The 24,534-nt window shown below is 67.1% G+C and carries 22 protein-coding genes; 14 read left to right on the top strand and 8 right to left on the bottom strand.

The annotated features are described in order from the left end of the window. Positions 1–20 precede the first annotated feature (20 nt). From ACP156_RS02065 to dtd, 3 genes are all read left to right on the top strand, one after another. Positions 21–1,430, top strand: coding sequence for a hypothetical protein (locus ACP156_RS02065; protein WP_425049620.1), 1,410 nt, complete (start codon positions 21–23; stop codon positions 1,428–1,430). Between the two features lie 100 nt (positions 1,431–1,530). Next, positions 1,531–2,451, top strand: a complete 921-nt coding sequence (locus tag ACP156_RS02060) for a carbohydrate kinase family protein (RefSeq protein ID WP_425049619.1) — start codon at positions 1,531–1,533, stop codon at positions 2,449–2,451. Between the two features lies 1 nt (position 2,452). Next, on the top strand, positions 2,453–2,896 hold the full coding sequence (dtd, locus tag ACP156_RS02055) for a D-aminoacyl-tRNA deacylase (RefSeq protein ID WP_425049618.1): 444 nt from the start codon (positions 2,453–2,455) through the stop codon (positions 2,894–2,896). A 44-nt stretch (positions 2,897–2,940) separates the two neighbouring features. Here dtd and ACP156_RS02050 read toward each other — a convergent pair whose 3' ends face one another. From ACP156_RS02050 to ACP156_RS02020, 7 genes are all read right to left on the bottom strand, one after another. Continuing rightward, complete coding sequence (locus tag ACP156_RS02050; RefSeq protein WP_425049617.1) at positions 2,941–4,794, bottom strand: tetratricopeptide repeat-containing sulfotransferase family protein; 1,854 nt, start codon at positions 4,792–4,794, stop codon at positions 2,941–2,943. Between the two features lie 140 nt (positions 4,795–4,934). Continuing rightward, entirely contained in the window at positions 4,935–6,014 is a 1,080-nt protein-coding gene (gene cysK / locus ACP156_RS02045; RefSeq protein WP_425049616.1) for a cysteine synthase A, read from the bottom strand. Between the two features lie 79 nt (positions 6,015–6,093). Beyond that, entirely contained in the window at positions 6,094–6,528 is a 435-nt protein-coding gene (locus ACP156_RS02040) for an META domain-containing protein (protein WP_425049615.1), read from the bottom strand. A 154-nt stretch (positions 6,529–6,682) separates the two neighbouring features. Next, entirely contained in the window at positions 6,683–8,506 is a 1,824-nt protein-coding gene (locus ACP156_RS02035; RefSeq protein ID WP_425049614.1) for a dipeptide ABC transporter ATP-binding protein, read from the bottom strand. A 1-nt stretch (position 8,507) separates the two neighbouring features. After that, on the bottom strand, positions 8,508–9,437 hold the full coding sequence (locus tag ACP156_RS02030; RefSeq protein ID WP_425049613.1) for an ABC transporter permease subunit: 930 nt from the start codon (positions 9,435–9,437) through the stop codon (positions 8,508–8,510). Between the two features lie 10 nt (positions 9,438–9,447). Further along, positions 9,448–10,371 carry an oligopeptide ABC transporter permease OppB gene (gene oppB / locus ACP156_RS02025; protein ID WP_425049612.1) on the bottom strand — a complete coding sequence of 308 codons (924 nt, stop codon included), beginning with the start codon at positions 10,369–10,371 and terminating at the stop codon, positions 9,448–9,450. 168 nt (positions 10,372–10,539) lie between these two features. Beyond that, complete coding sequence (locus ACP156_RS02020) at positions 10,540–12,168, bottom strand: peptide ABC transporter substrate-binding protein (protein ID WP_425049611.1); 1,629 nt, start codon at positions 12,166–12,168, stop codon at positions 10,540–10,542. A 417-nt stretch (positions 12,169–12,585) separates the two neighbouring features. Here ACP156_RS02020 and ACP156_RS02015 point away from each other — a divergent pair, with 417 nt between their 5' ends. From ACP156_RS02015 to ACP156_RS01995, 5 genes are all read left to right on the top strand, one after another. Then, positions 12,586–13,380, top strand: coding sequence for a PfkB family carbohydrate kinase (locus ACP156_RS02015; RefSeq protein ID WP_425049610.1), 795 nt, complete (start codon positions 12,586–12,588; stop codon positions 13,378–13,380). A 4-nt stretch (positions 13,381–13,384) separates the two neighbouring features. Then, a complete protein-coding gene (locus ACP156_RS02010) occupies positions 13,385–14,458 on the top strand; it encodes a methylglyoxal synthase (protein ID WP_425049609.1) in 1,074 nt (357 codons plus the stop codon). 330 nt (positions 14,459–14,788) lie between these two features. Then, positions 14,789–15,835 (top strand): Gfo/Idh/MocA family protein, encoded by a 1,047-nt coding sequence (locus tag ACP156_RS02005; protein WP_425049608.1) that lies wholly within the window; start codon positions 14,789–14,791, stop codon positions 15,833–15,835. Between the two features lie 181 nt (positions 15,836–16,016). Then, positions 16,017–18,221 (top strand): NADP-dependent isocitrate dehydrogenase, encoded by a 2,205-nt coding sequence (locus ACP156_RS02000; RefSeq protein WP_425049607.1) that lies wholly within the window; start codon positions 16,017–16,019, stop codon positions 18,219–18,221. 143 nt (positions 18,222–18,364) lie between these two features. After that, positions 18,365–18,676, top strand: coding sequence for a hypothetical protein (locus ACP156_RS01995; RefSeq protein WP_425049606.1), 312 nt, complete (start codon positions 18,365–18,367; stop codon positions 18,674–18,676). On the opposite strand, the gene ACP156_RS01990 is transcribed toward ACP156_RS01995, so the two are convergent. Continuing rightward, positions 18,673–19,623 (bottom strand): zinc-binding metallopeptidase family protein, encoded by a 951-nt coding sequence (locus tag ACP156_RS01990; protein ID WP_425049605.1) that lies wholly within the window; start codon positions 19,621–19,623, stop codon positions 18,673–18,675. The two genes, ACP156_RS01995 and ACP156_RS01990, sit on opposite strands and share 4 nt — an antisense overlap. A gap of 342 nt (positions 19,624–19,965) precedes the next feature. On the opposite strand from ACP156_RS01990, the gene phnF reads away from it, so the two are divergent. From phnF to ACP156_RS01960, 6 genes are read left to right on the top strand one after another with little or no spacing between them, the layout of a single operon-like run. Beyond that, on the top strand, positions 19,966–20,727 hold the full coding sequence (phnF, locus tag ACP156_RS01985; protein WP_425049604.1) for a phosphonate metabolism transcriptional regulator PhnF: 762 nt from the start codon (positions 19,966–19,968) through the stop codon (positions 20,725–20,727). Continuing rightward, a complete protein-coding gene (gene phnG, locus ACP156_RS01980) occupies positions 20,720–21,157 on the top strand; it encodes a phosphonate C-P lyase system protein PhnG (RefSeq protein ID WP_425049603.1) in 438 nt (145 codons plus the stop codon). The genes phnF and phnG overlap by 8 nt, the downstream gene beginning before the upstream one ends. Continuing rightward, positions 21,158–21,718, top strand: coding sequence for a phosphonate C-P lyase system protein PhnH (phnH, locus tag ACP156_RS01975; RefSeq protein ID WP_425049602.1), 561 nt, complete (start codon positions 21,158–21,160; stop codon positions 21,716–21,718). Positions 21,719–21,721: 3 nt separating this feature from the next. Further along, entirely contained in the window at positions 21,722–22,792 is a 1,071-nt protein-coding gene (locus tag ACP156_RS01970; protein WP_425049601.1) for a carbon-phosphorus lyase complex subunit PhnI, read from the top strand. After that, the gene (locus tag ACP156_RS01965; RefSeq protein WP_425049600.1) at positions 22,789–23,703 is read left to right on the top strand and encodes an alpha-D-ribose 1-methylphosphonate 5-phosphate C-P-lyase PhnJ; all 915 of its coding nucleotides are present in this window, start codon (positions 22,789–22,791) and stop codon (positions 23,701–23,703) included. Before ACP156_RS01970 ends, ACP156_RS01965 begins: the two co-directional genes overlap by 4 nt. Continuing rightward, positions 23,700–24,500, top strand: coding sequence for an ATP-binding cassette domain-containing protein (locus ACP156_RS01960; RefSeq protein WP_425049599.1), 801 nt, complete (start codon positions 23,700–23,702; stop codon positions 24,498–24,500). Before ACP156_RS01965 ends, ACP156_RS01960 begins: the two co-directional genes overlap by 4 nt. Positions 24,501–24,534: the final 34 nt, after the last annotated feature.

Below are 24,534 nucleotides of genomic sequence, written 5' to 3'. Positions count from 1 at the left end.
GCATAGCCGGACCGATCCCTTTGCGTGGCGACGACACCCGACCCCATCCGCTGACAGACGCGCTGACCGGCGCGGTCATGGCTTGCCTGACGCTGGCGGTGATCGGCGTCGAATGGGGCGGCTTGGACCTTGCGGGCGGCATCGCCGTGCTGCTGGCGGGCGCCGCCGTGGCGCTGATCGTTCCGCGCGTGGGGCGCACCGGCAAGATCTTCGTGGCAGTGGGCCTTGCCCTGACCGCCGCCGCCGCCGTGGTTCACGGCGACTGGCGCACCGAGATCGCCGAGGGGCTGGCGAAGGCCGCCTTCATCGGCGCCTTCTTCACCGCACTGACAACCCTGCGCCACGCCGCCGACACCTCGCCCTCGATCGCGCGTTGCGGCCGGTTTCTGGCCGAACAGCCGCCCGGCCGCCGCTATCTTGCGCTGACCACCGGGGGACACCTGTTCGCCCTGCCGCTGAGCTATGGCGGCATCGCGCTTTTGGGCGGGCTGTCGCTGGCCAGCGCCAGCAAGGAACCAAACGAGGAGATCCGCCTGCACCGCATCCGGCGGATGCTGCTGGCGATCCAGCGCGGCTTCATCTCGTCCCTGCCGTGGTCGCCGCTGTCCTTCGCGGTCGCGATCTCGACCTCGCTTATCCCCGGCGCAAGCTGGGGCAACTCGGTGCTGCCCTGCGTCGTCACGGCGCTGATCCTTGTCACGCTGGGCTGGGCGCTGGACACGATCTTCAAGCCCCGGCTGACCACCACACCGCCGCCGCGCAAACCCTCGGCGGACAACTGGTCCGCGATGACGCCGCTGATCCTGCTGCTGGCGATCCTGATGCTGTCGGTCGGCACGCTGGCCATGCTCACCGGCATCCGGGCGGTCGGCGTCGTGATCGTGGTGGTGCCGATCCTGTCGGCGGGCTGGATCCTGATCCAGTCGCGCGGCAACCGGGTCGCCGAACTGGGCCGGCGCGCGGCGCATTACCTGACCGGCGACCTTGCGCGCTACCGGGGCGAAATGGTGCTGCTGATGATGGCCGGCTTCATCGGCACCGTCGGCAGCCGCCTGCTGGCCCCGGTGATGGAGGCGTCGGGTCTGGACCTGACCGTGGTGCCGTCTTGGGTGATCCTGCTGGCCTTCGTCTGGGGCATCCCGCTGACCGGCCAACTTGGCATGAACCCGATCCTTGCCGTCTCTCTGGTGGCCCCCGTGCTGCCCGCGCCCGAGGCTTTGGGCCTGACCGCGCCCGAACTGATCGTCGCGATCACCGCCGGCTGGGCGATCTCGGGCGCAAGTTCGCCCTACACCGCAACCACCCTGCTGATCGGCGCTTTCGGAGATGTGAGTCCGCGCCATGTGGGCCTTGTGTGGAACGGGCTTTATATTGTGCTTGCCGGCGTGATCCTGTCGGCGTGGTCGCTGATCTTCGCGGCGTTGTGGTAGCGATAACACCGCGCCGATTGCGGCCCGGCGCAAGCCCGGCTAGACCGGAAAGACCCAAGACCGCCGGCCCTGCCCGGCGCAAGACACAGGAGCGACCAGGATGATCCTCTGTTGCGGCGAAGCTCTCATCGACATGCTGCCCCGGACCTCTGAACAGGGCGAAGAGGCCTTTGCGCCCTACCCCGGCGGCGCGGTATTCAACACCGCCATCGCGCTGGGACGGCTGGGCGCGCCCGCGGGCTTCTATTGCGGGGTCAGCAAGGACCTGTTCGGCGAGATGCTTCAGGACGCGCTGACCGAAAGCCGCGTCGACACCGCCTATCTGCCGCTGGTCGACCGCCCCTGTACGCTGGCCTTCGTGCGGCTGGTCGACGGTCAGGCAACCTATGCCTTCTACGACGAGGGCACCGCGATGCGGCTGATGACCGCCGACGATCTGCCCGAAGTGGGCGAAGACGTGACCGCGCTGTTCTTTGGCGGCATCAGCCTTGTCAGCGAGCCCTGCGGCAGCGCGTTCGAGGCGCTGGCCACCCGCGAAGCCGCCGGACGCGTCGTGATGATCGACCCCAACATCCGCACCAGCTTCATCACCGACGAGGCCGCCTATCGCGGCCGGGTCGAGCGGATGATCGCGCTGTCGGACATCGTGAAGGTCTCGGACGAGGACCTGCACTGGATCATGGGTGACGGCGACACCGGCATGCTGGCTCGCAAGGTGCTGGAGATGGGGCCAAAGGTGGTTTGCATCACCGAGGGCTCGAAAGGCGGGCGCGGCATCACGGCGTCCGGCGAGGTCCGCGTGCCCGCCCCCAAGGTCGAGGTGGGCGACACCGTTGGCGCGGGCGATACGTTCAACGCGGGTGTGCTGGCGGCGCTGTCCAAGGCGGGCGTGCTGACCAAGGACGCGCTGGCCGACCTCGATGATCGGGTGCTGACCGACGCGCTGACGCTGGGCGTGAAGGCCGCCGCCGTGACCGTCAGCCGCGCGGGGGCAAACCCGCCGTGGGAGACCGAACTGTAAGATGCGCGCGCTGATCCAAAGGGTGACCGGCGCCGCCGTGCGCGTCGAGGGTGCGGTGATCGGAGAGATCGGGCCCGGCCTGCTGATCCTGATCTGCGCCATGCAAGGCGATACCGAGGCGCAGGCCGACAAGCTGGCCGCCAAGATCGCCAAGCTGCGCATCTTCGAGGATGACGCGGGCAAGATGAACCGCTCGGTCCTCGATACGCAGGGCGCGGCTTTGGTGGTCAGCCAGTTCACACTGGCCGCCGACACGTCGCGCGGGAACCGCCCCGGCTTTTCGACCGCCGCGCCTCCGGCGGACGGAGAGCGGCTGTACGAGTACTTCGCGGCGCAGGTTCAGGCGCAGGGCGTGCCGGTGGCGACGGGCCGGTTCGGCGCGGATATGAAGGTGAGCCTCGTCAACGACGGGCCGATCACCATCTGGATGGATACAGAGACTTGAACAGGCAGGGTTTCTGACAAACCTGCCTGTTCAGACTGAGGCGATCAGTCCGTCACACCGCAGGCGGCCAGCTCTTCTTCGGTGAGGAATTCGCGCAGTTCGCGCGCCATCGGCTCCATCGAGGTGCCGTAGCGGCGCCAGCGCTCTACCGCGCGGCGGTAGATCGGCTCGCGCACCTGACTGACCGAAGCGGTGTTCACCTGCCGCAGCGAGGACTTGTAGTCCAGCACGTCCGGCGTCCATTCCAGCCCCACGAAGTCCAGCACCTCGCGCATCTTCGCTTCGGGATCGGCGGTGACATCCTCGTAATGCACCTCGCGCACCTTGTCCGGCAGCGCCGTGGCCCAGTGCGTCGCCGCCTTGTCGAACGAGGCGTAGACCGAGGCGAGATGCGCGAAATCCGCCGAGAACGGCTGGTTGCGACCGAAGTGCTGCATGTAGTTCGACAGCAGGTTGTCCAGCGGATGCCGGCGCATGATCAGGAACTTCGCCCGCGGCAGCGCCAGCGACAAAAGCCCGATGTAAAGATAGTTGGACGGCATCTTGTCGGTGTGGAACTCGGACTTGATGCCCTCCTGATGGACCGAGGCGACGTATTCCTCGCCCAGCCGGCTTAGGTCGTCGCTTGTGATCTCGGCCTCGGGAAGCTTTTCCTCCAGCGCATCGCGGATCCGCTTGTTGCGGGCCATCGCCATCACGGCGGACCGCAGTTCGCCGCCCGCCTGCACCTTCGGATGACGCGAGAACATCTGGTCCATCAGCGTGGTGCCCGACCGGGGCATGCCGCAGATGAAGATCGGCGCGGTTTCCGACAGGCCACCCCCGGCGCAGCGGGTCAGCAGTTCGGGCGAGCAGAACTCGATCAGGCGGTCGGCGCGCTCGGTGCCGGCGACCGGATCATAGGTATGGAGTTCCTTGTTGATGTCGTTCGCCTTGCGGAAGTGGTCGAAGGCGGTCGCATACTCGCCAAGGTCGTCGAACGCCTTGCCGGCGGCATAGTGCAGCGTCGCCCGCTGCTCCTTGCCCAGCTTGTGTTCCTGCCGCAGCGCGCTTTCCAGCAGCTTGCGTTCCGATGAATCGGCGGTGGTCTTGCGCAGGTGGATCAGCCGCGACAGCGCCAGCAGCGGCATGACAGGGCCGCGCGCCACGTTCAGCAGTACCTCGGACGCCTCTTCCATCTTGCCCGACGACGCCAGCGCGTTGCCCAGATGCAGCGCCGCCTCGGCCGAGTTGGGCGCCAGTTCCAGCGCGCGGCGGGCGTGGTGCTCGGCGCTTTCATAGCGTTCGCGGCGCAACAGCGCGGCGGCCAGCGAGACATGGGCGCCCACCGCCTGCGGGTTGATCGCAAGCGCGCGGAACAGCACGTCGATCGCCTTGTCGTACTGATGCGTCCGCATGTAGGCGGTGGCGAGGTTGGTGTGGGCGTCGATCAGCGAGCTGTCCAGCGCGATGGCGCGCTCCAGATGCCGGATTGCCGGTTGCAGCTTTTCCTGAAGCACCAGTGCGCCACCAAGGTTCGACCGGGCGATGGCATAATCCGGCGCCACCTCGACCGCGGCCTGAAAATACTCGGTCGCCCGTTCCAGTTCGCCGTTCTCGGCAAGGTGGCTGGCAAAGTCGCACAGCTGCACCGGGTCCTCGGGCGCCTTGGCAAGCGCCGCTTCCATCATGGCGCGGCCCTCGTCCTTGCGGCCCATGAGGATCAGGTTCATCGCCTTGTAGTGTTCAAGTTTGACGTTGCCGGGGTGCTCTTCCATCAGGCTGTCCAGCAAGGACATCGCCGCGTCGTAGCGGCCCGCGGTCTGGTGCTGCTTGATCCGGCGCAGGGTCTCCGCCGCACGCTGCTCCGGCGTCTCGGTTTGCTGCTCGGATTCGGCCAGATTGGAAAAGTCAGTCATTCTCGAAGTGCCCCGCGGTCGCAATGATCCGGGCGACTGTACCCTTGGGCGGGGCGGTGTCAATTGCACCTCGGGCGCATCCCGGAGCCTTGCGCCCGCTGCGGGCGGGCGAGGCGAAACGCCCCGCCCGCGCCGCTAGATCACGGCATCTGGTAGCCCGGCGTCGAGCGCGAGATTTCCAGCTCTGCCTCGGACATTTCGGCAGGGATTTCCTCGAACAGCGGAGTCGAAAGATAGCGCTCGCCGGTGTCGGGCAGCATCGCGAGGATCACCGAGCCCGGCTCGGCCTTCTGCGCCACCTGCATCGCCACCGCGAAGGACGACCCGCCCGATACGCCGGTCAGGATGCCTTCCTTCGCGGCCAGCTTGCGCGCCCATTCGATGCCTTCGGTTCCCGCGACGGGCACCAGCTGATCGTAGTTGCCGGCATCCAGCGCCTCTTGCAGCACCAGAGGGATGAAATCAGGCGTCCAGCCCTGAATCGGGTGCGGCTCGAACGCGCCGTGGCTGGCGGCGGGCTGGCCGCTTTCGGTGCGTTCCTGCGCGATGCCGGACCCGACAAGCTGGGCGTTCGCGGGCTCGGACAGGACGATCTTTGTCTCGGGCCGCTCGCGCCGCAGCACCCGCGACACGCCGGTCACGGTGCCGCCGGTGCCGTAGCCGGTGACGAAGTAGTCCAGCCGCTTGCCGGCGAAATCGGCAATGATCTCGCGGCCCGTGGTCGCCTCGTGGATGTCGGCGTTGGCCTCGGTCTCGAACTGGCTGGCAAGGAACCAGCCGTTCGCCTCGGCCAGTTCGACCGCCTTGCGGTACATGCCAAAGCCTTTTTCGGCCTTGGGCGTCAGGATCACCCGAGCGCCCAGCATCCGCATCAGGCGGCGGCGCTCGACAGAGAAGCTTTCGGCCATCGTGATGACCAGCGGATAGCCCTTCGCGGCGCAGACCATCGCCAGCCCGATGCCGGTATTACCCGAAGTCGCCTCGACAACGGTCTGGCCCGGCTTCAGCTTGCCCGAGCGCTCGGCCGCCTCGATGATGCCCAGCGCCAGCCGGTCCTTGACCGAGGCGGCGGGGTTGAAGAACTCGGCCTTGACGTAAAGCTCGACCCCCTCGGGCGCGAGGTTGTTGATCCGCACGACCGGCGTGTTTCCGACGGTCTGAACGATGTTGTCGTAGACGCGGCCGCGGCCTTCGGTGGTGAAGGTGATGTTTCCGTCCATGACGGGCCTCCTGTCAAAACTGGTGCATTGACAGTTAACACGTTGCAGCGCCCGTTTAACCGGGCCCGGAAAAACAGGTCTAGTTGTCCGCCGGGGGCGCGGTTTCGGGGGCGGCCTGTTCCTCGGGTCCGTTGTCGGCCAGAACGAGCGTCATCACGTTCTCGCCCTTGGACAGAACAACAGCATCGGTGAACGGGTCGAACGAAACGAGAATTTCGCCCGTCAGCAGCGCTTCAATCGCGTTTTCCTGCGCGTTGATCGCGTCGCCATCGCAGAACATGCGGGTCACCGCCATGGGGCGGTCGATCACCAGCTTGTCGTCCTCGAAGCGTCCGCTGCCCTGAAATCCGTTGCAGCCGGTGTTGCCGACGATCTCGCCGGCGACGGTGAAGCCGATCTGCGCGTCGCCGGTGGCGGGCAGGCCGTTCACGGACTGGATGCGCCACTCGGCAGCGCTGGCGGGCAACGCGATGGCGGCGAAAAGGGCGGTGAGGCGTGTGAGGTTGCGGTTCACGGGCAAACCCTTTCGGTCGATGGCATCAGGGCCGGCGCGAAACCCGCGACCGGCCCTGACAGATATAGGCACCGCCCCGGCGCGGCGGGAGGGCCGAGATGCGTCTGACGCAGCGTCGACCGTCCCAGCGGCGGATTTCCCCGCTTTTCGCGGCTCAGGCCACCTGTTCCGCAGAGGTCGGCTTTTGCGCCATGATTACTTCAAGCGGGTCATGCTCGGCCACGAAATGCCCCGGCTCCACCTCGGTCAGTTCGGGCACGTAATCCACCTGCCCCGCAGACAGCCGGCTGGGCAGGAACCGCAGCGACGCCCTTGGGTCCAGCGGCGAGGGCAGTTCCCCCGGCAGCCGGATGCGTTCGCGCGAGCGCTCGACCTTCGGGTCCGGGATCGGCACCGCAGAGATCAGCGACCGTGTGTAGGGATGCTGCGGATGGCCGCAGATCGTCTCGCCATCGCCCAGTTCCACGATCCGGCCAAGGTACAGGACCATGATCCGGTTCGAGATCGCGCGGACCACCGATAGATCGTGACTGATGAACAGCATCGACATGCCGAACTCGGCCTGCAGCTCTTTCAGAAGCTGCACGATCTGCGCCTGAATCGACACGTCCAGCGCCGACACCGCTTCGTCGCAGATGATCAGCTTGGGCTTGTTGATCATCGCCCGCGCGATACCGACACGCTGGTTCTGACCGCCCGACAGTTCGTGCGGATAGCGGTTGAACATATTCCGGTCGAGCCCGACGCGGTCCATCATCTCCAGCACCGCCTCTTTCCGCTCTCGCGAGGTCATGTCGGGGCGGAAGGTCTTCAGCGGCTCTGCGATCGAGGCCGAGATGGTCATCCGCGGGTCAAGCGAGGCCAGCGGGTCCTGGAACACGATCTGAAGGTCCTTGCGGGCGTTCAGCATCTGCTTGCGGTCAAGGTCGGTCAGGTCCGTGCCAAGCCACGCGACGGCACCGTCGGTCGGCTCGACCAGACGCAGCACGCCGCGCGCCAGCGTGGACTTGCCGCAGCCGGATTCACCTACGATGCCCAGCGTTTCGCCCTCGGCAAGGTCGAAGCTGACCCCGTTGACGGCCTTCAAAGGTATCGTCCGGCCGAAGATGCCGCCCTCGACGCGAATGGGGAAGTGAACCTTCATGTCGTCCACGGACAGGATGGTCTTTCCGTCCTTGGTGCCCGGCGCATCGCCGGCGTCGATCCGGGGCATCGCGTCCAGCAGGCGGCGGGTGTAGTCATGGGTCGGGTTGGCGAAGATGTCTTCGACCGTCCCCTCTTCCACGAAAGCGCCCAGCCGCATCACGTCGATCCGGTCGCACATCCGCGCCACGACGCCCATGTCGTGCGTAATCAGCGCGATGGCGGTGCCGTGTTCTTTCTGAAGCGCCGCGATCAGGTCCAGAACCTCGGCCTGCACGGTCACGTCCAACGCCGTGGTCGGCTCGTCGGCGATCAGCAGCTTGGGGTCGCACAGCATCGCCTGCGCGATCATTACGCGCTGACGCATGCCGCCCGACAGTTCGTGCGGGTATTGCTTCAACCGCCGCGCGGCTTCGGGGATGCGCACCCGCTCCAGCCAGTCCAGACAGTGCCGCCGCGCTTCCGAGCCGGACATGCCCTTGTGGACCTTCAGCACCTCGGCCATCTGCTCGCCCACCCGCAGGTGCGGCGTCAGGGCGGTCAGCGGGTCCTGAAAGATCATCCCCACGTCGGCGCCGCGCACCTTGTTCAGACGCGCCGGCGGCAGGTTCAGGATCTCTTTGCCGCCCAGCGTGACAGAACCCGTGGCCTTGCCGTTCGGCGGCAGCAGCCCCATCGCGGCCATGAACGACTGGCTTTTGCCGGAACCGCTTTCGCCCACGATGCCAAGGCATTCGCCCGCCTCGATGTGGAAGGACACGCCTTTCACCGCCTCGACGACGCCGTCCGGCGTGTCGAAGCTGACTTTCAGGTTTTCGACATTCAGTACCGACATATCAGCGATCCTTCGGGTCGAGCGCGTCACGCAGGCCATCGCCGATGAAGAACATCGTGATGATGATGGTGACGTAGAAGAACAGGGGGAACAGCAGTTGCCACAGGGTGCCATAGGCCATCGTGCCCGCCCCCTCGGCAATCAGCCGCCCCAGCGAGGTCATCGGCTCCGAGATGCCGAGACCGAGGAACGAGATGAAGCTTTCCGCAAGGATCATCTCGGGCACCAGCAGCGAGGCGTAAACGATCACCACGCCCATCAGGTTGGGCAGGATGTGGCGGAAGATGATGCCCGGCTCGCTGACGCCGCCGGCGCGGGCGGCCTCGATGAACTCGCGGGTTTTCAGGGTCAGGGTCTGGCCGCGCACGATGCGGCTCATGGTCAGCCACGACACCGCGCCCAGCGCGATGAACAGCGTGGTGAAGGACCGCCCGGCGATCACGAGGATCAGGATCAGCACCAGCGTCAGCGGGATCGCCAGCAGGATGTCGACGAAACGCATCATGATGCTGTCCAGCCTGCCGCCGTAGAACCCGGCGATCACGCCATAGGCGGTGCCCACGACCAGCGCCATCGCGGCGCCGATCAGGCCCACCAGCAGCGATGTCCGCGTCGCCTGAATGACCCGGCTGTAAAGGTCGCGGCCAAGGTCATCGAGCCCGAAATAGTGCCCGGTCTCGATCGAGGGCATGCCCTGCCCCCGGATATCGCCCATCCGGTTCCAGTCGATCTCTTCGTTGGACCATTGCGCGAACAGCGGCCCGATCAGCACGAACAGTACGATCAGCCCCAGCACGACGACGGACGCCATCGCCGCCTTGTTGCGCAGGAAGCGGTCCATCGCGTCGCGCCACAGCGACCGGCCTCGGACGGCGGTGAAATCGGTGATGTCGGCCGCGAGTTCCTCGGCCCTTTCGGATTTGCCAAACATGCGCGGCTCCTCAGTACCGGATTTTCGGGTCGAACCACGCGTAAGCGAGGTCGGTGGCGAGGTTCACGACGACGGTCAGACCGCCGTACAGGATCGTGACCCCCAGAAGCACCGCGTAGTCCCGCGTCAGCGCCGAACTGACATAGGACTGTCCGAGACCGCCGGTGGAGAAATACAGGTCCACGAAGACCGAGCCGGTCAGCACGTAGACGAAGACGGGACCGAGATACGAGATCACCGGCAGAAGCGTGGGTTTCAGCGCGTGGCGCCAGATCACGGTGCGGGCCGGCAGGCCCTTGGCCCGGGCGGTGCGGATGAAGTTCGAGTTCATCACTTCCAGCATCGACGATCGCGTGATCCGGGCGATGTTGCCCATGTAGCTGGTCGACAGCGCGATCACCGGCATCACGAGATACTGCCACTGGCCGCCGTTCCAGCCGCCGCCGGGCAGCCAGCCCAGCCACAGGGTGAAGGTCAGGATCAGGATCGGCCCCATGATGAAGTTCGGCAGCGCCTGCGCGGCGATCCCCAGCGACACGGCGAAATAGTCGATCCACGTGTTGTGGCGGATGGCGGCGGCGACGCCAAGGCTGATGCCGACGACAGAGGCGGCGATGAAGGCCAGCGAGCCGTAGGTCAGCGAAATCGGGAAGCCCTGCGCGATGATGTCGTTCACGTCACGGTCCTTGAACCGGAACGACGGACCAAAGTCGAAATGCAGGACGATGTTGGTCAGATAGTCCCAAAGCTGTTTCCACAGCGGCTGGTCAAGGCCATAGCGCGCCTCGATGTTGGCCAGCACTTCGGGCGGCAGCGGGCGTTCAGACGTGAACGGGCCGCCCGGCGCGGTGTGCATCAGGAAGAAGGATGCGACGACCAGCAACAACAGCGTGGGGATCGCAATCAGAAGACGGCGGATGATGTAAGCGGTCATGTGGGTTTTCGTGTCAGCGGTACTTGCGGAAGGACCCGTCCCGGCCCTGAGCCGGGACCTCTGCGCGGCTGGCCTTGCAAGGCGGGTCCGGCGCGCAGAGGTCCCGGGTCAGGTCCGGGACGGAAAGACGATGCGGCGCCCGCAGGCGCCGCATCCAAGATCGCTTGGTTACTCGGCGATCTTGTACAGGTTCTTCGAGTACCAGTTCTGTTCGACGTTGTTCACCGGCCAGTTCCCCACGTCGCTGTCCATCATGTAGACACCGGCGTAGTGGTAGATCGGGATCACCGGCATTTCAGCGGCGAGGATCTGTTCGGCTTCGGTGTAAAGCGGCGTCGTGTCGTCAGCCGTCTTCGCGTCTTCCAGAAGCTTGTCATACGCCTCGTTGGCGTATTTGCCGTCGTTGTAGCCCGACGCGCTGTCGAGCAGGTCGAGGAAGGTGGACGCCTCGTTGTAGTCGCCGCACCAGGCGCCACGGGCCAGTTCGAAGTTCTGGTTGCCGCGCTCTTCAAGGAAGACCTTCCATTCCATGTTGGCCAGCTGCGCGTCGACGCCCAGCTTCTGCTTCCACATCTGGCTTAGCGCCACGGCGACCTTCTGGTGCGCTTCCGAGGTGTTGTAGACCATCTCGAAGCTCAGCGGGTTGTCGGGGCCGTAACCGGCCTCGGCCAGCAGTTCCAGCGCCATCGCGTCACGGTCGGCCTGCGACATGCCGGCCATCTCGGTCGCCGGGGGCTCGAAGCCTGCGACGGCGGCCGGGGTGAAGGTGTAGGCTTCCGGCTGGCCGCCGGCGAGGATGTTCTCGACGATGATCTTGCGATCCACGGCCAGCGCCAGCGCCTTGCGGACGTTCACGTCCTTGAAGGCCTCCGGGCCGCTGTCGGACAGGTTGAACGTGTAATAGTAGTTACACAGGCGCGGGAACGAGATCGCCTCGTCCGGGTATTCCTCGGACAGACGCGGGAACTGGCCGGCCGGAACCTCGGTGCGGTCAAGCTCGCCCGCCATGTAGCGGGTCAGCGCGACGTTCTCGTCGTTGATGACCAGCGCCACGACCTTGTCGATGATCGTGTTGTCGTTGTCCCAGTACATCTCGTTGCGCTCGCGCACGGAACGCTCGTTCGGCAGGTGCTCGGTCAGCACGTAGGCGCCGTTCGACACGATGTTCTCGGGCTTGGTCCAGTTGGCGCCGAATTCCTCGACAACGCTTTGCGGCGCCGGGAAAGTCGTCGCGTGCGTGGTCATGAACGGAAAGTACGGCAGCGGCGAGGTCAGCCTGACCTCAAGCGTGTGGTCGTCGATCGCGGTCACGCCCAGTTCTTCGGGGGCCATGTCGCCCGCGACGATCTCGGATGCGTTCTCAAGCGACATCAGCTCGATGAACCACTGGTAGGGCGAGGCCAGCGCCGGGTCGGCGGCGCGGCGCCACGCGAAGACGAAGTCGTTCGCGGTGACCGGGTCACCGTTCGACCACACGGCCTCGGGGCGCAGGGTGAAGGTGTAGGTCAGCTTGTCGTCCGACACTTCGTAGCCGGTGGCGACGCCGGGCACGAGTTCACCGTCCTCGTCTTGGTTCATCAGGCCCTCGAACAGGTCGCGCACGATTTCCGAGCCCGACACGTCCTCGACCACCTGCGGGTCGACCGAGCTGTGCTCGTCCAGAACGCGATAGGTAAAGGTCTGGTCGGCGGCCAGCGGCTCGCCGGTTTCCGGGTGGGTGTCCTGCGCCAGCGCGGCGCCGGCAAGAATCGAAGTAGAAAGCAGCGCCGAAAGCGTTGCCCGGGTGAAGGTTCTCATGAAATTGGTCTCCCCTGTTTCGTGCGCGGCCCATAATTTTACCCAGATCCGACGCACGGTTTTTGGATGGACCGATCTTACCGAAGTCCAAATGACCGGCAACCCGTCCTCCCGCGCCGCACCTCACGGATTCGCGAGAACGGGCAAGCTGCGCAGCGGGCCGCCCGTGCCGCAGCGGCAGGTCTGACGAAAGGTCAATCCTTAGGCAAACGCCTGAAAATAATGACATTCGCGGAAGGCCCTTAATTTACCCATAAACAACTCCGCCGCGAATCGAGCGGCTTCGGGACGTGGCGTCACGGCGCAGACCAAAGTGCGGGAAACCGCCGGTCGCCTGCCGGACCGCGCGCCGCTGGCAATCCCCGCACGGCCTGATATCTGTCGCGAAAGCCCGTCGACATCCAAGCGGAGCCGCCCATGGCGCATGTCCTGATTCTGTCAAGCTGGGTGGCGCATGGCCACGTCGGACTGTCCGCCGCCGCGCCGGCGTTGCAGGCGCTGGGACACACGGTGACACAACTGCCGACCATCGTGCTGTCGAACCACGCGGCTTGGCCGCACGTGGCCGGCGCGCGGGTGCCGGTCGACCAGCTTCAGGCGATGATCGACGCGCTGGACGCGAACGGCTGGCTGGCCGGCGTCGATGCGGTCCTGACCGGCTATCTGCCCTCGGCGGATCACGTTGCGCTGGCGTGCCGCCTGCTGGACGCGCTTTCTGGCGCGCGCAAGGTGGTCGACCCGGTGCTGGGCGACACGCCGAAGGGCCTGTACATCGCGGCAGAGGCCGCCGTGGCGATCCGCGACGACCTGCTGCCCCGCGCCGATATCACAACGCCCAACGCCTTCGAGTTGTCGTGGCTGACCGGGCGCGCGCCGGACACGCCAGAGGCGGCAATGTCCGCGGCGCTGGGTCTGGGACCACGCGTCCTTGTCACCTCTGCGCCCGCGGGCGACGGGCTGACCGGCGTGCTGGACTGCGGTGACGGCACGCTGGTCGCCACCCCGCGCCAGACGGTTGTGCCGAACGGCGTGGGCGACGTCTTTGCGGGGCTGACCGCGGCGGGCCTTCCCTTGCCGCAGGCGATGGGCCACCTGCAGGCGCTGATCGACGCCAGCCTAGGAGCAGAGCATTTGCGCATTGCCGAGGCTGCCGCGGACTGGACCACCGCCGCCCCCCTGCCCCATACTTCCGCCACCGCAAACAAGAGCTAGGCCCATGGCGTTCGACTTCATCCTGATGCTGACCGAGAACGACCGGACGATCCCCGACGCCAAGCGGCGGCTGGACGAGGCGCTGGAAGGCGGCGCGCGGCACATCGGGTTCAAGGACGTGGGCCTGCCGCTGGCCGAGTTGCAGGACCTAGCCGACCGCATCCGCGCGGCGGGCGGGCGCAGCTATCTCGAGGTGGTCAGCCTTGACGAGGACAGCGAACTCGCGTCGGCCCGCGCGGCGGTGGGGCTGGACGTCGACTGCCTGCTGGGCGGCACGCGGGCCGAGGCGGTGACCGCGCTGACCCGTGACCACCCGCTGCGGTACTATCCCTTCCCCGGACGCATCGTCGGCCACCCCAGCGTGCTGGAGGGACCGGCCGACGCTATCGCGGACAGCGCCCGCGCGCTTGCGGCGCTGGAACACGTGCACGGGCTGGACCTGCTGGCCTACCGCTTCGACGGCGACGTGCCGGGGCTGATGACGCAGGTCTGCGGCGGCATCGACAAGCCGGTGATCATGGCAGGCAGCATCGACAGCGCCGAACGCGTCTTCGCCGCCGCGCAGGCGGGCGCTGCCGGGTTCACCGTCGGCACCGCCGCGCTGGCCGAGGCCTTTCCGGCAGAAGACCGCGGCTTCGTCGCGCAGGTCCGCGCGATCCTCGAAATCACCCAGCGCGCGCGCATGCGGTCCACCGCGCCGCGACGGCTGGCGCTGGTGGCGCACGACACGCGGAAGTCGCATCTGAAGGCATGGGTCCGCCGCCACGCGAAGGCGCTGGCCGGGCATCGGCTGGTCTGCACCGGCGGCACCGGCCGGATGGTGGCCGAGGTCGCGCCCGACCTGACGGTGCGCCGCCTGCAACGCGGCTCGCGCGGGGGCGACCAGCAGCTTGGCGCTCTGGTGGCTACCGGAGAACTGGATGCGGTGATCTTCTTCGCCGACCCGACCGTCGCTCATGGCGGCGATGCGGACCTTCAGGCGCTGACCCGGCTGGCGATGCTGCACGACACGCCGCTGGCCCTGTCACCGGGCGCGGCGGATCTGCTGGCGGCCTCGCTTCTGGTGCGGGACGCCTGAGGCCCAAACCGCCGAAAATCACCCTACGTCAGACAGGTGTCGACCCTTGGGGCGGCTGTCTGAAACCGAACGAAGATCAGGATAAGCGCGGCAGACCGCACAACGCGGTCTCTGAAAAAGATCGGCGCGGCCCCGTCGATACGGGTACCGCGCCTTTCGCACCTTTTGTGTAAAGGTAACCGCAACTGCGAAAACATCAATACGGGAAATGCATACAAGGCGTCTCAACGCACGATTTTGCGGGTAATCACGGCGGTTTTCGCCGACCGCTTTCCTTTCGCCGCCCGTTCGTTAGGCTGCGCGGGAATTCAGACAGGAGACTTCCCGAAAATGACCGATCTCAGGATCATGGTCGTGGGCGCCGGCGTGATCGGACGCACCCACATCGAAACGCTGGGCAAAGCGCAGGGCGTGGCCCTGTCGGCCATCGTGGACACCGCCCCCGAGGCGAAGGCTTTGGCTGCGACGAAGGACGTTCCGTTCTACGAAAGCGCCGAGGCCGCACTTGAGGCCGGGGCCGCCGATGCCGTCGTGGTGGCCACGCCGAACGACAGCCACCTGCCGCTGGGCCTGCTGTTCCTGAACGCCGGCCTGCCCGTGCTGATGGAGAAGCCCGTCGCGGGGACGCTGGCCGAGGGCGCGGAACTGGCGCAGGCCGTCAAGGACACCGGCGTGCCGGTGCTGGTCGGTCACCACCGCCGCCACAACCCGATCATCCAGACCGCCAAGGCCGCCATCGATCAGGGCGAGATCGGCGATCTGGTGACCGCCACCGTGATCAGCACCCTGACCAAGCCCGACCCCTATTTCGTCGCGTGGCGCGTAAAGCCCGGCCACGGCGGTCCGCTGCTGATCAACGCGACGCACGAGATCGACCTGTTGCGGCACTTCTTCGGCGAGGTCTCCAGCGTCTCGGCGGTGACCTCGGACCTGCGCGGCGGGCGCCCGGTCGAGGACACCGCCGCCGCCATCCTGACGTTCGAGCGGGGCGGGATCGCCACGATCACCCAGACCGACGCAGGCGCGGGTCCTTGGGCGTGGGACGTGACCGCGGGCGAGAACCTCGCCCGCTTCCCGGCGCATGACACGATCTGCCACGCCTATTCCGGCACCAAGGCGGCGCTGTCGCTGCCGGACCTGTCGCTGTGGCGGCACCCCGGCATCCCGGACTGGACCACCGAGATGGCCCGCACCACCCTGCCGCACGAAACCGGCGACGCCTATATCGGCCAGCTGGAACATTTCGGCGCGGTCGCACGGGGTGAGATCGACCCGATCAACAGCGCCGAGGACGGTCTGGGCACCATGCGCGTGGTCGAGGCGATCAAGCGCTCGGCGACCTCGGGCAGCGCGGTGGCGCTCGCCGATCTGGGCTGAGCCCGGCAAATCACGGCGTGCGGGCCCCCCGCGCGCCTTTGCCCGGTTGATCAGAGGCCCGTCATCGTCTAGGCGAAAGCCAACGATTATCTCGGGGATCACCGGGCCGCGGCCCCGCCCATGATGGGCGCGGCGCACGCAGGCATCTGCTTTCAATCTGACAGGAAGGGCTCTTTCGACAATGGCCGACGCAAAGCAACCAGACATTGTGTATACCACGGTAGACGAAGCACCGGAGCGCGCCAGCGCCTCGCTGCTGCCGATCATCCGGTTCTTCGCCGACGCCGCCGACGTCACCGTCGAGACCCGCGACATCTCGCTGGCCGGCCGCATCATCGCGACCTTCCCCGATGTGCTGACCGACGCGCAGAAGCAGTCGGACGACCTTGCGTGGCTGGGCGAGTGGGTGAAGACCCCCGAGGCCAACGTGATCAAGCTGCCGAACATCTCGGCCTCCGAGCCGCAACTGGTCGCGGCCGTGAAAGAGCTTCAGGCGCAAGGCTACGCACTGCCCGACTATCCCTACGAGCCCTCGACTGACGAGGAAAAGGCCGTTCGCGCCCGCTATGACGGCATCAAGGGCTCGGCGGTGAACCCGGTCCTGCGCGAAGGCAACTCTGACCGCCGCGCCGCTGCCGCTGTGAAGAACTACGCGATGGCCAACCCGCACCGCATGGGCGACTGGTCGAAGGACAGCAAGACCCGCGTCGCGTCCATGTCGGGCGGCGACTTCTTCTCGAACGAGGTGTCGGCCACGCTGGACGGCGCCGCGACCGCGAAGATCGTGCTGGAAACCGCCGGTGGCGAAACTGTTCTGAAAGACGGCATCACGTACCCCGCCGGCACCGTCGTCGACGCGACCTTCATGTCGGCCAAGGCGCTGGACGCCTTCCTTGCCGAAGAGATCGAGAAGACGAAGGCCGAGGGCGTGCTGTTCTCGCTGCACATGAAGGCCACGATGATGAAGGTCTCGGACCCGATCATCTTCGGCCACGCGGTCAAGGAATGGCTGAAGCCGGTGTTCGACACCTACGGCGACAAGATGAAAGAACTGGGCGTGAACCCCAACGGCGGCCTCGGCGCGCTGCTGGACCGCGTCAAGGACTCGCCCGAGATCGTCAAGGCGATCGAAGAGGTCACCGCCGAACGCCCGCCGATGTACATGGTGAACTCTGACAAGGGCATCACCAACCTGCACGTCCCCTCTGACGTCATCATCGACGCCTCGATGCCCGCGCTGATCCGCGCCGGCGGCAAGGGCTGGGGCCCGGACAACAAGGAACACGACGCGGTCTGCGTGATCCCGGACAACAGTTATGCGCCGGTCTACGACGAGTCGATCGAGTTCTTCAAAGCCAACGGCAAGCTGAACCCGGCCACCGCAGGCACCGTTCAGAACATCGGCCTGATGGCGCAGAAGGCGGAGGAATACGGCAGCCACCCGACCACCTTCGAGATCCCGGAAGACGGCACCGTGAAGATGGTGCTGGAAGACGGCACCGTGCTGCACGCGCACAAGGTGGAAGCCGGTGACATCTGGCGCTCTGCCTCGGCCCGCAAGGCGCCGATCGAAGACTGGGTGAACCTTGCCATCGACCGTCAGAAGGCGACCGGCTACCGCTCGATCTTCTGGCTGGACGCGAACCGCGCCCACGACGCCGAACTGATCGCCTATGTGAAGCCGATCCTCAAAGCCAAGGGCGTCGCCGACAAGTTCGAGATCATGGCCCCCCGCGAAGCCACCCGCGCCTCGCTGGAGACGATCACGAAGGGCGAGTCGACCATCGCCATCACCGGCAACGTGCTGCGCGACTACCTGACCGACCTGTTCCCGATCCTTGAACTGGCCACCTCGGCCAAGATGCTGTCGATCGTGAAGCTGATGCAGGGCGGCGGCCTGTTCGAGACCGGCGCCGGTGGGTCGGCCCCGAAGCATGTGCAGCAGCTGGACGAGGAAAACCACCTGCGCTGGGACTCGCTGGGCGAGTTCTGTGCACTGGGGGAAAGCTTCAAGTTCCTCGCCGACGCCAAGGACAACGCCAAGGCGCGCGTGCTGGGCAACGCGGTGGACGCGGCGACGCAGGGCATCCTCGACCATGACCGGTCGCCCTCGCGCAAGGTTGGCGAGCCCGACAACCGCGACAGCCACTACTGGTTCGCCCGCTACTGGGCCGAGGCGCTGGCCGCACAGTCCGACGACGCCGATCTGGCCGCCAAGTTCGCGCCGGTTGCCAAGGCGCTGGCCGACGGCGAGGCCGCGATCACCGGCGAGCTGGCGGCGGCGCAGGGCAAGCCGGTCGACACCGGCGGATATTACCACCCCGACGCGGACAAGATGTCTTCGGTGATGCGCCCCTCGGCCACGCTGAACGCGATCTTCGGCTGATACGCCCCGCTTCCCCGGCGCGCCCTGCGCCGGGGAACGCAGCGGGATTTCCCGCGCAAAACTTACCTTGGGTCAATTTATGCTTCCCTCGACCCACGTTCCGCGCAAGCCTGTGCGGGTGGAGACAACCGGGGGTTAAGAGAATGACCAGATATCCCACCATCGCACTGGTGTCGGCGGCAAGCCTGACACTGACGGGCTGCCTTGAGACGGAAGAACCGGCAGGCCCGCCGCGCCCGCCAGAGCTAGCTTTGTTCGGAGACGGCTATCCGAACGCGGGCGATCCCTGCCTGCGATCGGGCGAAAGCGCCTTTACCGCGGACTATCTCGACGATGCGGCGGATCTGGTGGCCTGCCCGCCGGGCACCGACCCCGGCCTGTTCGCCTATACGACGGGCGGGCGCGAAGTGGCCCGGCTGGGCGGCTGGATCCTGTTCTCGATCCCGCGCCGCTAGACCGGACCGACCCGACGCAGGGACTTGTGCGCGAGGGTCAGCTTCTCGCGGACGCCTTCGCCCAGAACGAAGGGGTACAGGTCCGGCAGGTCCAGCGCCCGGTTCACGTGGTTGACCCGCATGGCGAAATCCGCCGCGCGGTGGATCAGTTCCTTGGTCGATGGCTCGGCATAGGGGTCCTGCCCGTCCAGCAGCCCGACGGCGCAGCCGCTGTCGGCAAGGTCCGTGAGGTGCAGCAGATGCGCGACCGTCTCGGCCCAGTCCTCGTGCGGATGCGCGGTGGCATAGCTGGTGATGAAGTCCGGCCCCGCCTGCCCCGGATTCTCGTAATGCGCCTGAAGCGCGGCGCCGTAATCTTGCGTCTCGTCTCCGAACAGCGCCCGGAAGTCCTGAAGAAACTGCGGATCCTCGGCAAGCCGCACGAACAGGAAATGCGCCAGTTCGTGCCGCATGTGGCCGATCATGGTGCGGTAGGGCTCGGCCAGGTCTTCGCGGCGGGCCTCGCGCACCGCGCGGCTGGCTTCGGCCACGTTGATCGTCACCACCCCGTCGGCATGGCCCATGGTGATCTGCGCCGGGCCGTCCGAGGTCTTCTCGGCCACAAGGTCGAACACCGGCCGCGCGCCCGTGTCGGCAAAGCCGAACCAGCCCCAGCGGTGCAGCCCCGCCAGAACCCAGCGCTTCGCCGCCTCGGTCGCGGCAAGGTCGCGTATGTTGTCGTCCAGCCCGAGGTCCGGCACCGTGCGGGTCATCGAACACGACCGGCAATAGCCGTCGCCCGCAGGATCGGCGGCCCAGTTGCAACCGATCTGAGCGCGCCAGTTGCAATCGGTTGCGGGCACCATCGCCTGCGTGTCGGGGTCGAAATGAAGCGGGTGCCCGTTCGGGCAGGCAAGGTTGTCGAACCAGACCTGCGCGTTGCATTCGGGGCAGTGAAAGACCTGCATGAAAATGTCCTGTATCGGGGCCTCGCGTAATCTAGGACGCCGATCCTGTTCTGACGAGGGGCAAGCCGATGCAACCCATCGAGCTTGACGCAAGGCGCTGACATCCCTTCCGAAAATACGGGCCGCGCCATGCTTCCAGGCGCTCCGCCGTGTCGGTGCGACGTGCAAGGGGGCTCTGCCCCCGTCGCTGCGCGACTCCCCCGAGGTATTGGGAAAGAGAAGAAGCAGGGCTTGGCCGAGAGGCGGTGCATCGCGAGCCGCTCCGGTCCTTGCATTGTCGTCTGCCTGTCATGCGCCTGTCATTCCTCCGCAAGGTTGGCCGCCTAGAGCGGAGTCATTCGGATGTTTCGAGCTGGGGCGATGACGGTGGACACGAGCAACTGGGAACGCGCGCGGGAATGGATCCGTTCGGCGATCGCCAGCAACGAACTGGCGGAGGGCGACCAGCTGCCGCCGGAATCGGACATGCAGCGCGAGATCGGCGTTGGGCGCCACTCGTTGCGCCGCGCGGTGGCGGCGCTGGCCGCCGAAGGCGTGCTGAGCGTCGAGCAGGGCCGCGGCACCTTCGTACGCGAGCCCGCGCGGATCACCTATCGCATCGGCAGCCGCACCCGCTTCCGCGAGAACCTGCTGCGGCAGGGGGTCGAGCCGGGCGGCGACACGATCTCGGCCGAGGTGGTGCCCGCCGATTGCGAGATCGCGGGCGTGCTTGGGCTGGCCGAGGGCGCGGACGTGACGCGGGTGATCACCCGCGGCCGCGCCGACGGGCGGCCGATCCTGCTGACGTGCAGCTTTCATCCCTATGACCGCTTCCCCGACCTTGCCCGCCGCCGCCTGAGCCGCGAGTCGGTGACCGACATTTATGCCGCGCACGGGGTCACGGACTACGCCCGGAAAGAAACCGCGCTGCATTCCCGCCTGCCGCAGAAATGGGAGGCGCGGATGCTGGAACAGCCCGCTGATCAGCCGGTGGTCGTGATCTCGAAGATCGACGCCGACCCCGAGGGTTTCCCCATCGGCCATGCGGAATCGATCTGGTCCGCCGGGCGGGTGCGGTTCTCGCTCGATCATGCAGAACCCACAGGGAGAACGCGCCATGTTTGACCGCACGACAGACCCCGACGACGCGCTGCTGTCGGTGCTCGCCCGCGCCGGGGCAGAGGCGATCCGCGCCGAGGCCGAGGCGGTGCTGCCGCAGCTGGGCGAGGTCGAGGTGATCCGCAGCCGCACCGGTCTGGTGATGTTGCCGATGCGCGACCCGGTGCAGGGCACCGAGTTCCATCTGGGCGAGGTGCTGGTGGCCGAGGCGCATGTGCGCCTGCCCGAGCACGGCGTCGAGGGCTACGGCATGGTGACCGGCCGCGATCTGGAACGCGCGATGGCGATGGCGGTGCTGGACGCGGGGTTGCAGGCCGGTATCGAAGCCGCCCGCATCCGCGCCTTCGCCGACGCCCAGCGCGCGGCGCAACAGGCCGAGGATCACGAGACCCTGCGCCGGATCGAAGCGACCCGTGTCGATATGGAGACGTTCTGAATGCCGACCCTGACCGCCGATCCGCAGCTTCCCGAACCCGACGCCGCCGAGGCGCGCGACAATGCGACCTTTCATGCGGTGCTGCAGGCCCTGTCCCGCCCCGGCACCGTATACGGCCTGCCGGGCGCGGGCGCCTGCCCGGTCGCGCAGGCCTTGGTGGACCGAGAGTGCCGTGTCTGGACCGATGACCGGCATCTGGCCGAGGTGCTGGCGATGACCGGCGCGGCCATGGTCGCGCCCGAACTGGCGGACCATCTGTTCCTGTCGCTCGACAGCGCCGAGGCGATGGACCGCCTGTCGCGGGTCCGGACCGGCAGCCGGCTGTACCCCGATCAGGGCGCGACCGTCGTCGCCCCCGCCCGTATCAGCCAGGGCCCGGCGCTGGACCTGGCCGGTCCCGGCATCGCGGGCGCCGCGCGGCTGTGCCTTGGCGGGCTGCATGCCGATATCTGGCGCGTCCGCGCCCGGCTGAACCGTTACCCGCAAGGCATCGAGATGTTGTTCCACGACGGCGCCGCGCTGGTGGCGCTGCCCCGGTCCACCACCGTGACGGAGGTCTGAGCCATGGCCTATGTAGCCACCCGAGGCGGCGAACGCGCCATCGAGCAGGCGGAACGGATGTACCGCGCCCAGACGGGCCGCATCACCCCGTCCCGCGTGAAGGAGATCGGCGCCGCCCTGCCCGCCCTTGTCGACCGGGTGATGGGCGAGGCGTCGCTTTACGCCCCCGACCTTGCTGCGCTGGCGCTGGCGCAATCCGGTGGCGACCTGTACGAGGCGCTGCTGCTGCTGCGCGCATGGCGCACCACGCAGCCGCGCCTTCAGGTGGCCGATCCGGTGGCGGCGGACGAGGGCTTCACCCACCGCCGCATCTCGGCCGCGTTCAAGGACATCCCCGGCGGCCAGATCCTTGGGCCGACGCTGGACTATGCGCATCGCCTGCTGGCGACGCAGGTTCTGGAGGGCGAGGCCTACAAGCCTGCCGCCGTCACCCCCGCCGCCACGCCCGCGCCCGCGCGGCACCCCTCGCTGGCCGCGTGGCAGGTGGCGCAGGGGCTGGTCGAGCCGCCGATGGCCGATCCGGTGGACCGCGACGCGATCCCCGACCTGACCCGCGAACCGCTGCTGTTCCCGGCGAAACGCGCGCACACGCTGCAAAGCCTTGCCCGCGCCGACACTGGCGGCACGCTGGCGCTGGGATACTCGGCGATGCGGGGCTATGGCACCGCCCACCCCACGGTGAACGAACTGCGCCTGTCCGAGGTCGAGGTCCGCGTGCGGCATCCAAGGGGCGTCACCTTCTCGGCGGGCCGGGTGAGGACCAGTCAGGCCGAGGTGGTGACCACCAAGGGCAAGGACAGGCTGCGGCTTGGCTTCGCGGCGACGCTGGGCTGGAACGAGGTCAAGGTGATCTCTGCCGCCACGCTGGATCTCAACAGCCCCGGCGCGCCGAAGAATTCCCCGGTGAACGAGGAGTTCTTCCTGTACCACACCGAGCCGGTCGAAAGCTCGGGCTTCTGCATCCACTTCAAGCTGCCGCATTACGTGACCTTCCAGTCCTCGCTCGACGCATTGCGCGGCGCGCAGGCGAAACAGGAAGCCCCCACGCCTGCGAAGACCGAGGAAACCGCATGACCCTCGCCAGCCTAACCCGCCCGTGGCGCGCCTTCTCCTATGGCTTCCTCGACGCCTCGGCGAAGCGCGAGATGCGCCGCAAGATGATCAAGGCGGTGGCCGTGCCCGGCTGCCAGATGCCTTATGCCAGCCGCGAGGTGCCCATCGCGCGCGGCTGGGGCACCGGCGGGCTTCAGGTCACGCTGACGTTGGTCAACCCGAAGTCGGTGGTGAAGGTGATCGACCAGGGCGCCGACGACAGCGTCAACGCCGCCTCGATCCGCCGCTTCCTGACCCGCGTGTCGGGCGCCGGGGCCACCAACGACACGCTGGCCGCCTCGCTGATCCAGTCGCGCCACCGCATCCCGGAAGAGAAGCTGCGCGCCGACCAGATCCTGATCCTGCAGGTCCCGAACCCCGAACCCCTGCGCCCGGTCGAACCGAACATGTCCGCCGCGCGCCAGATGCACGCCGATGCCGACTATGGCCGGCTGTGGCTGACGCTGTACGAGCAGATCGTCCGGTCGGGCCGGGTGATGCAGGGCGCGTCCTATCCGTCGATGGTCAACGGGCGGCACGTCATGTCGCCCTCGCCCATCCCGCGCTGGGACGTGCCAAAGCTGCACATGGCCGACCACCTGACGATCCTGTCGGCGGGGCGCGAGAAACGCATCTTCGCGGTGCCGCCCCATACGCGGGTCGAGCCGCTGGTCTTCGACGACGTGCCCTATCGGGTCGAGGATCACGCGGGGCTCACCTGCGCCCGCTCGGGCCTGTCGGGCTATTTCATGAACGAGATCCCGCAGGACGGCGGCGGCTCGGCGCACGAGGTGTCGGACAGCGAACTTGGCGTGAAGGCGATCCGCCGCGCCGAGGGCGAAGACCCCCAGATCGGCGCGACGTGGTACGTGGACGGGGAGATGCAGCGATGACCGCTTTGGCGAAAGCGATGCCGCAGCTGGTGACGGCAGAACCGCTGATGCGGCTTGACGGCCTGTCGAAACGCTATGGCCCGGTGGTGGCGCTGGACGACGTGTCGGCCCATGTCTACCCCGGCGAGGTGCTGGGCATCGTCGGCGAAAGCGGTTCGGGCAAGTCCACCCTGCTGCGGATGATGAACCTGCAGGAAAGCCCCGACGCGGGCACCTATGCGCTGGACCTGCCGGACCTGCCGCCGAACCTGTTCGACCTCGACAGGTTCGAGCGCCGGATGCTCTGCGCCCGCCGCATCGGCATCGTCTACCAGAACCCGCATCAGGGCCTGCTGATGAAGAACTCGTCCTCGGGCAACGTCGCCGAGCGCCTGCTGATCGCGGGCGAACGCCGGTTCCACGTGCTACGGGAAAAGGCGCGCGGCGCGCTGGATGCGTCCGAATTCCCGCCGGACCGGATGGACGCCCCGCCGGTGGAACTGTCGGGCGGCATGCAGCAGCGGGTGCAACTGGCCAAGGCCATCGCGCTGGAACCGGCGCTACTGTTGCTGGACGAGCCGACCACCGGGCTCGACGTCAGCGTGCAGGCGCTGGTGCTCGACACGTTGAAACGGCTGCAACAGGACCGTCGCATGACGATGGTACTGGTCAGCCACGACCTTGGCGTGATCCGCACCATGGCCGACCGCGTCATGGTGATGCGCCAAGGCAAGGTGGTCGAAGAGGGTCTTGCCGATCAGGTCTTTCAGGATCCGCAGCACGCCTACACCCAGCAACTCGTCCACGCGAAACTGTGACACCCGGACAGGACACCGCCGCATGACCCCTCTT

Source organism: Psychromarinibacter sp. S121 (assembly GCF_049801035.1).
Taxonomy (GTDB): Bacteria; Pseudomonadota; Alphaproteobacteria; order Rhodobacterales; family Rhodobacteraceae; genus Psychromarinibacter.
Note: the sequence above shows the minus strand (reverse complement) of the source record. Positions and strands in the feature narration are given on the sequence as shown.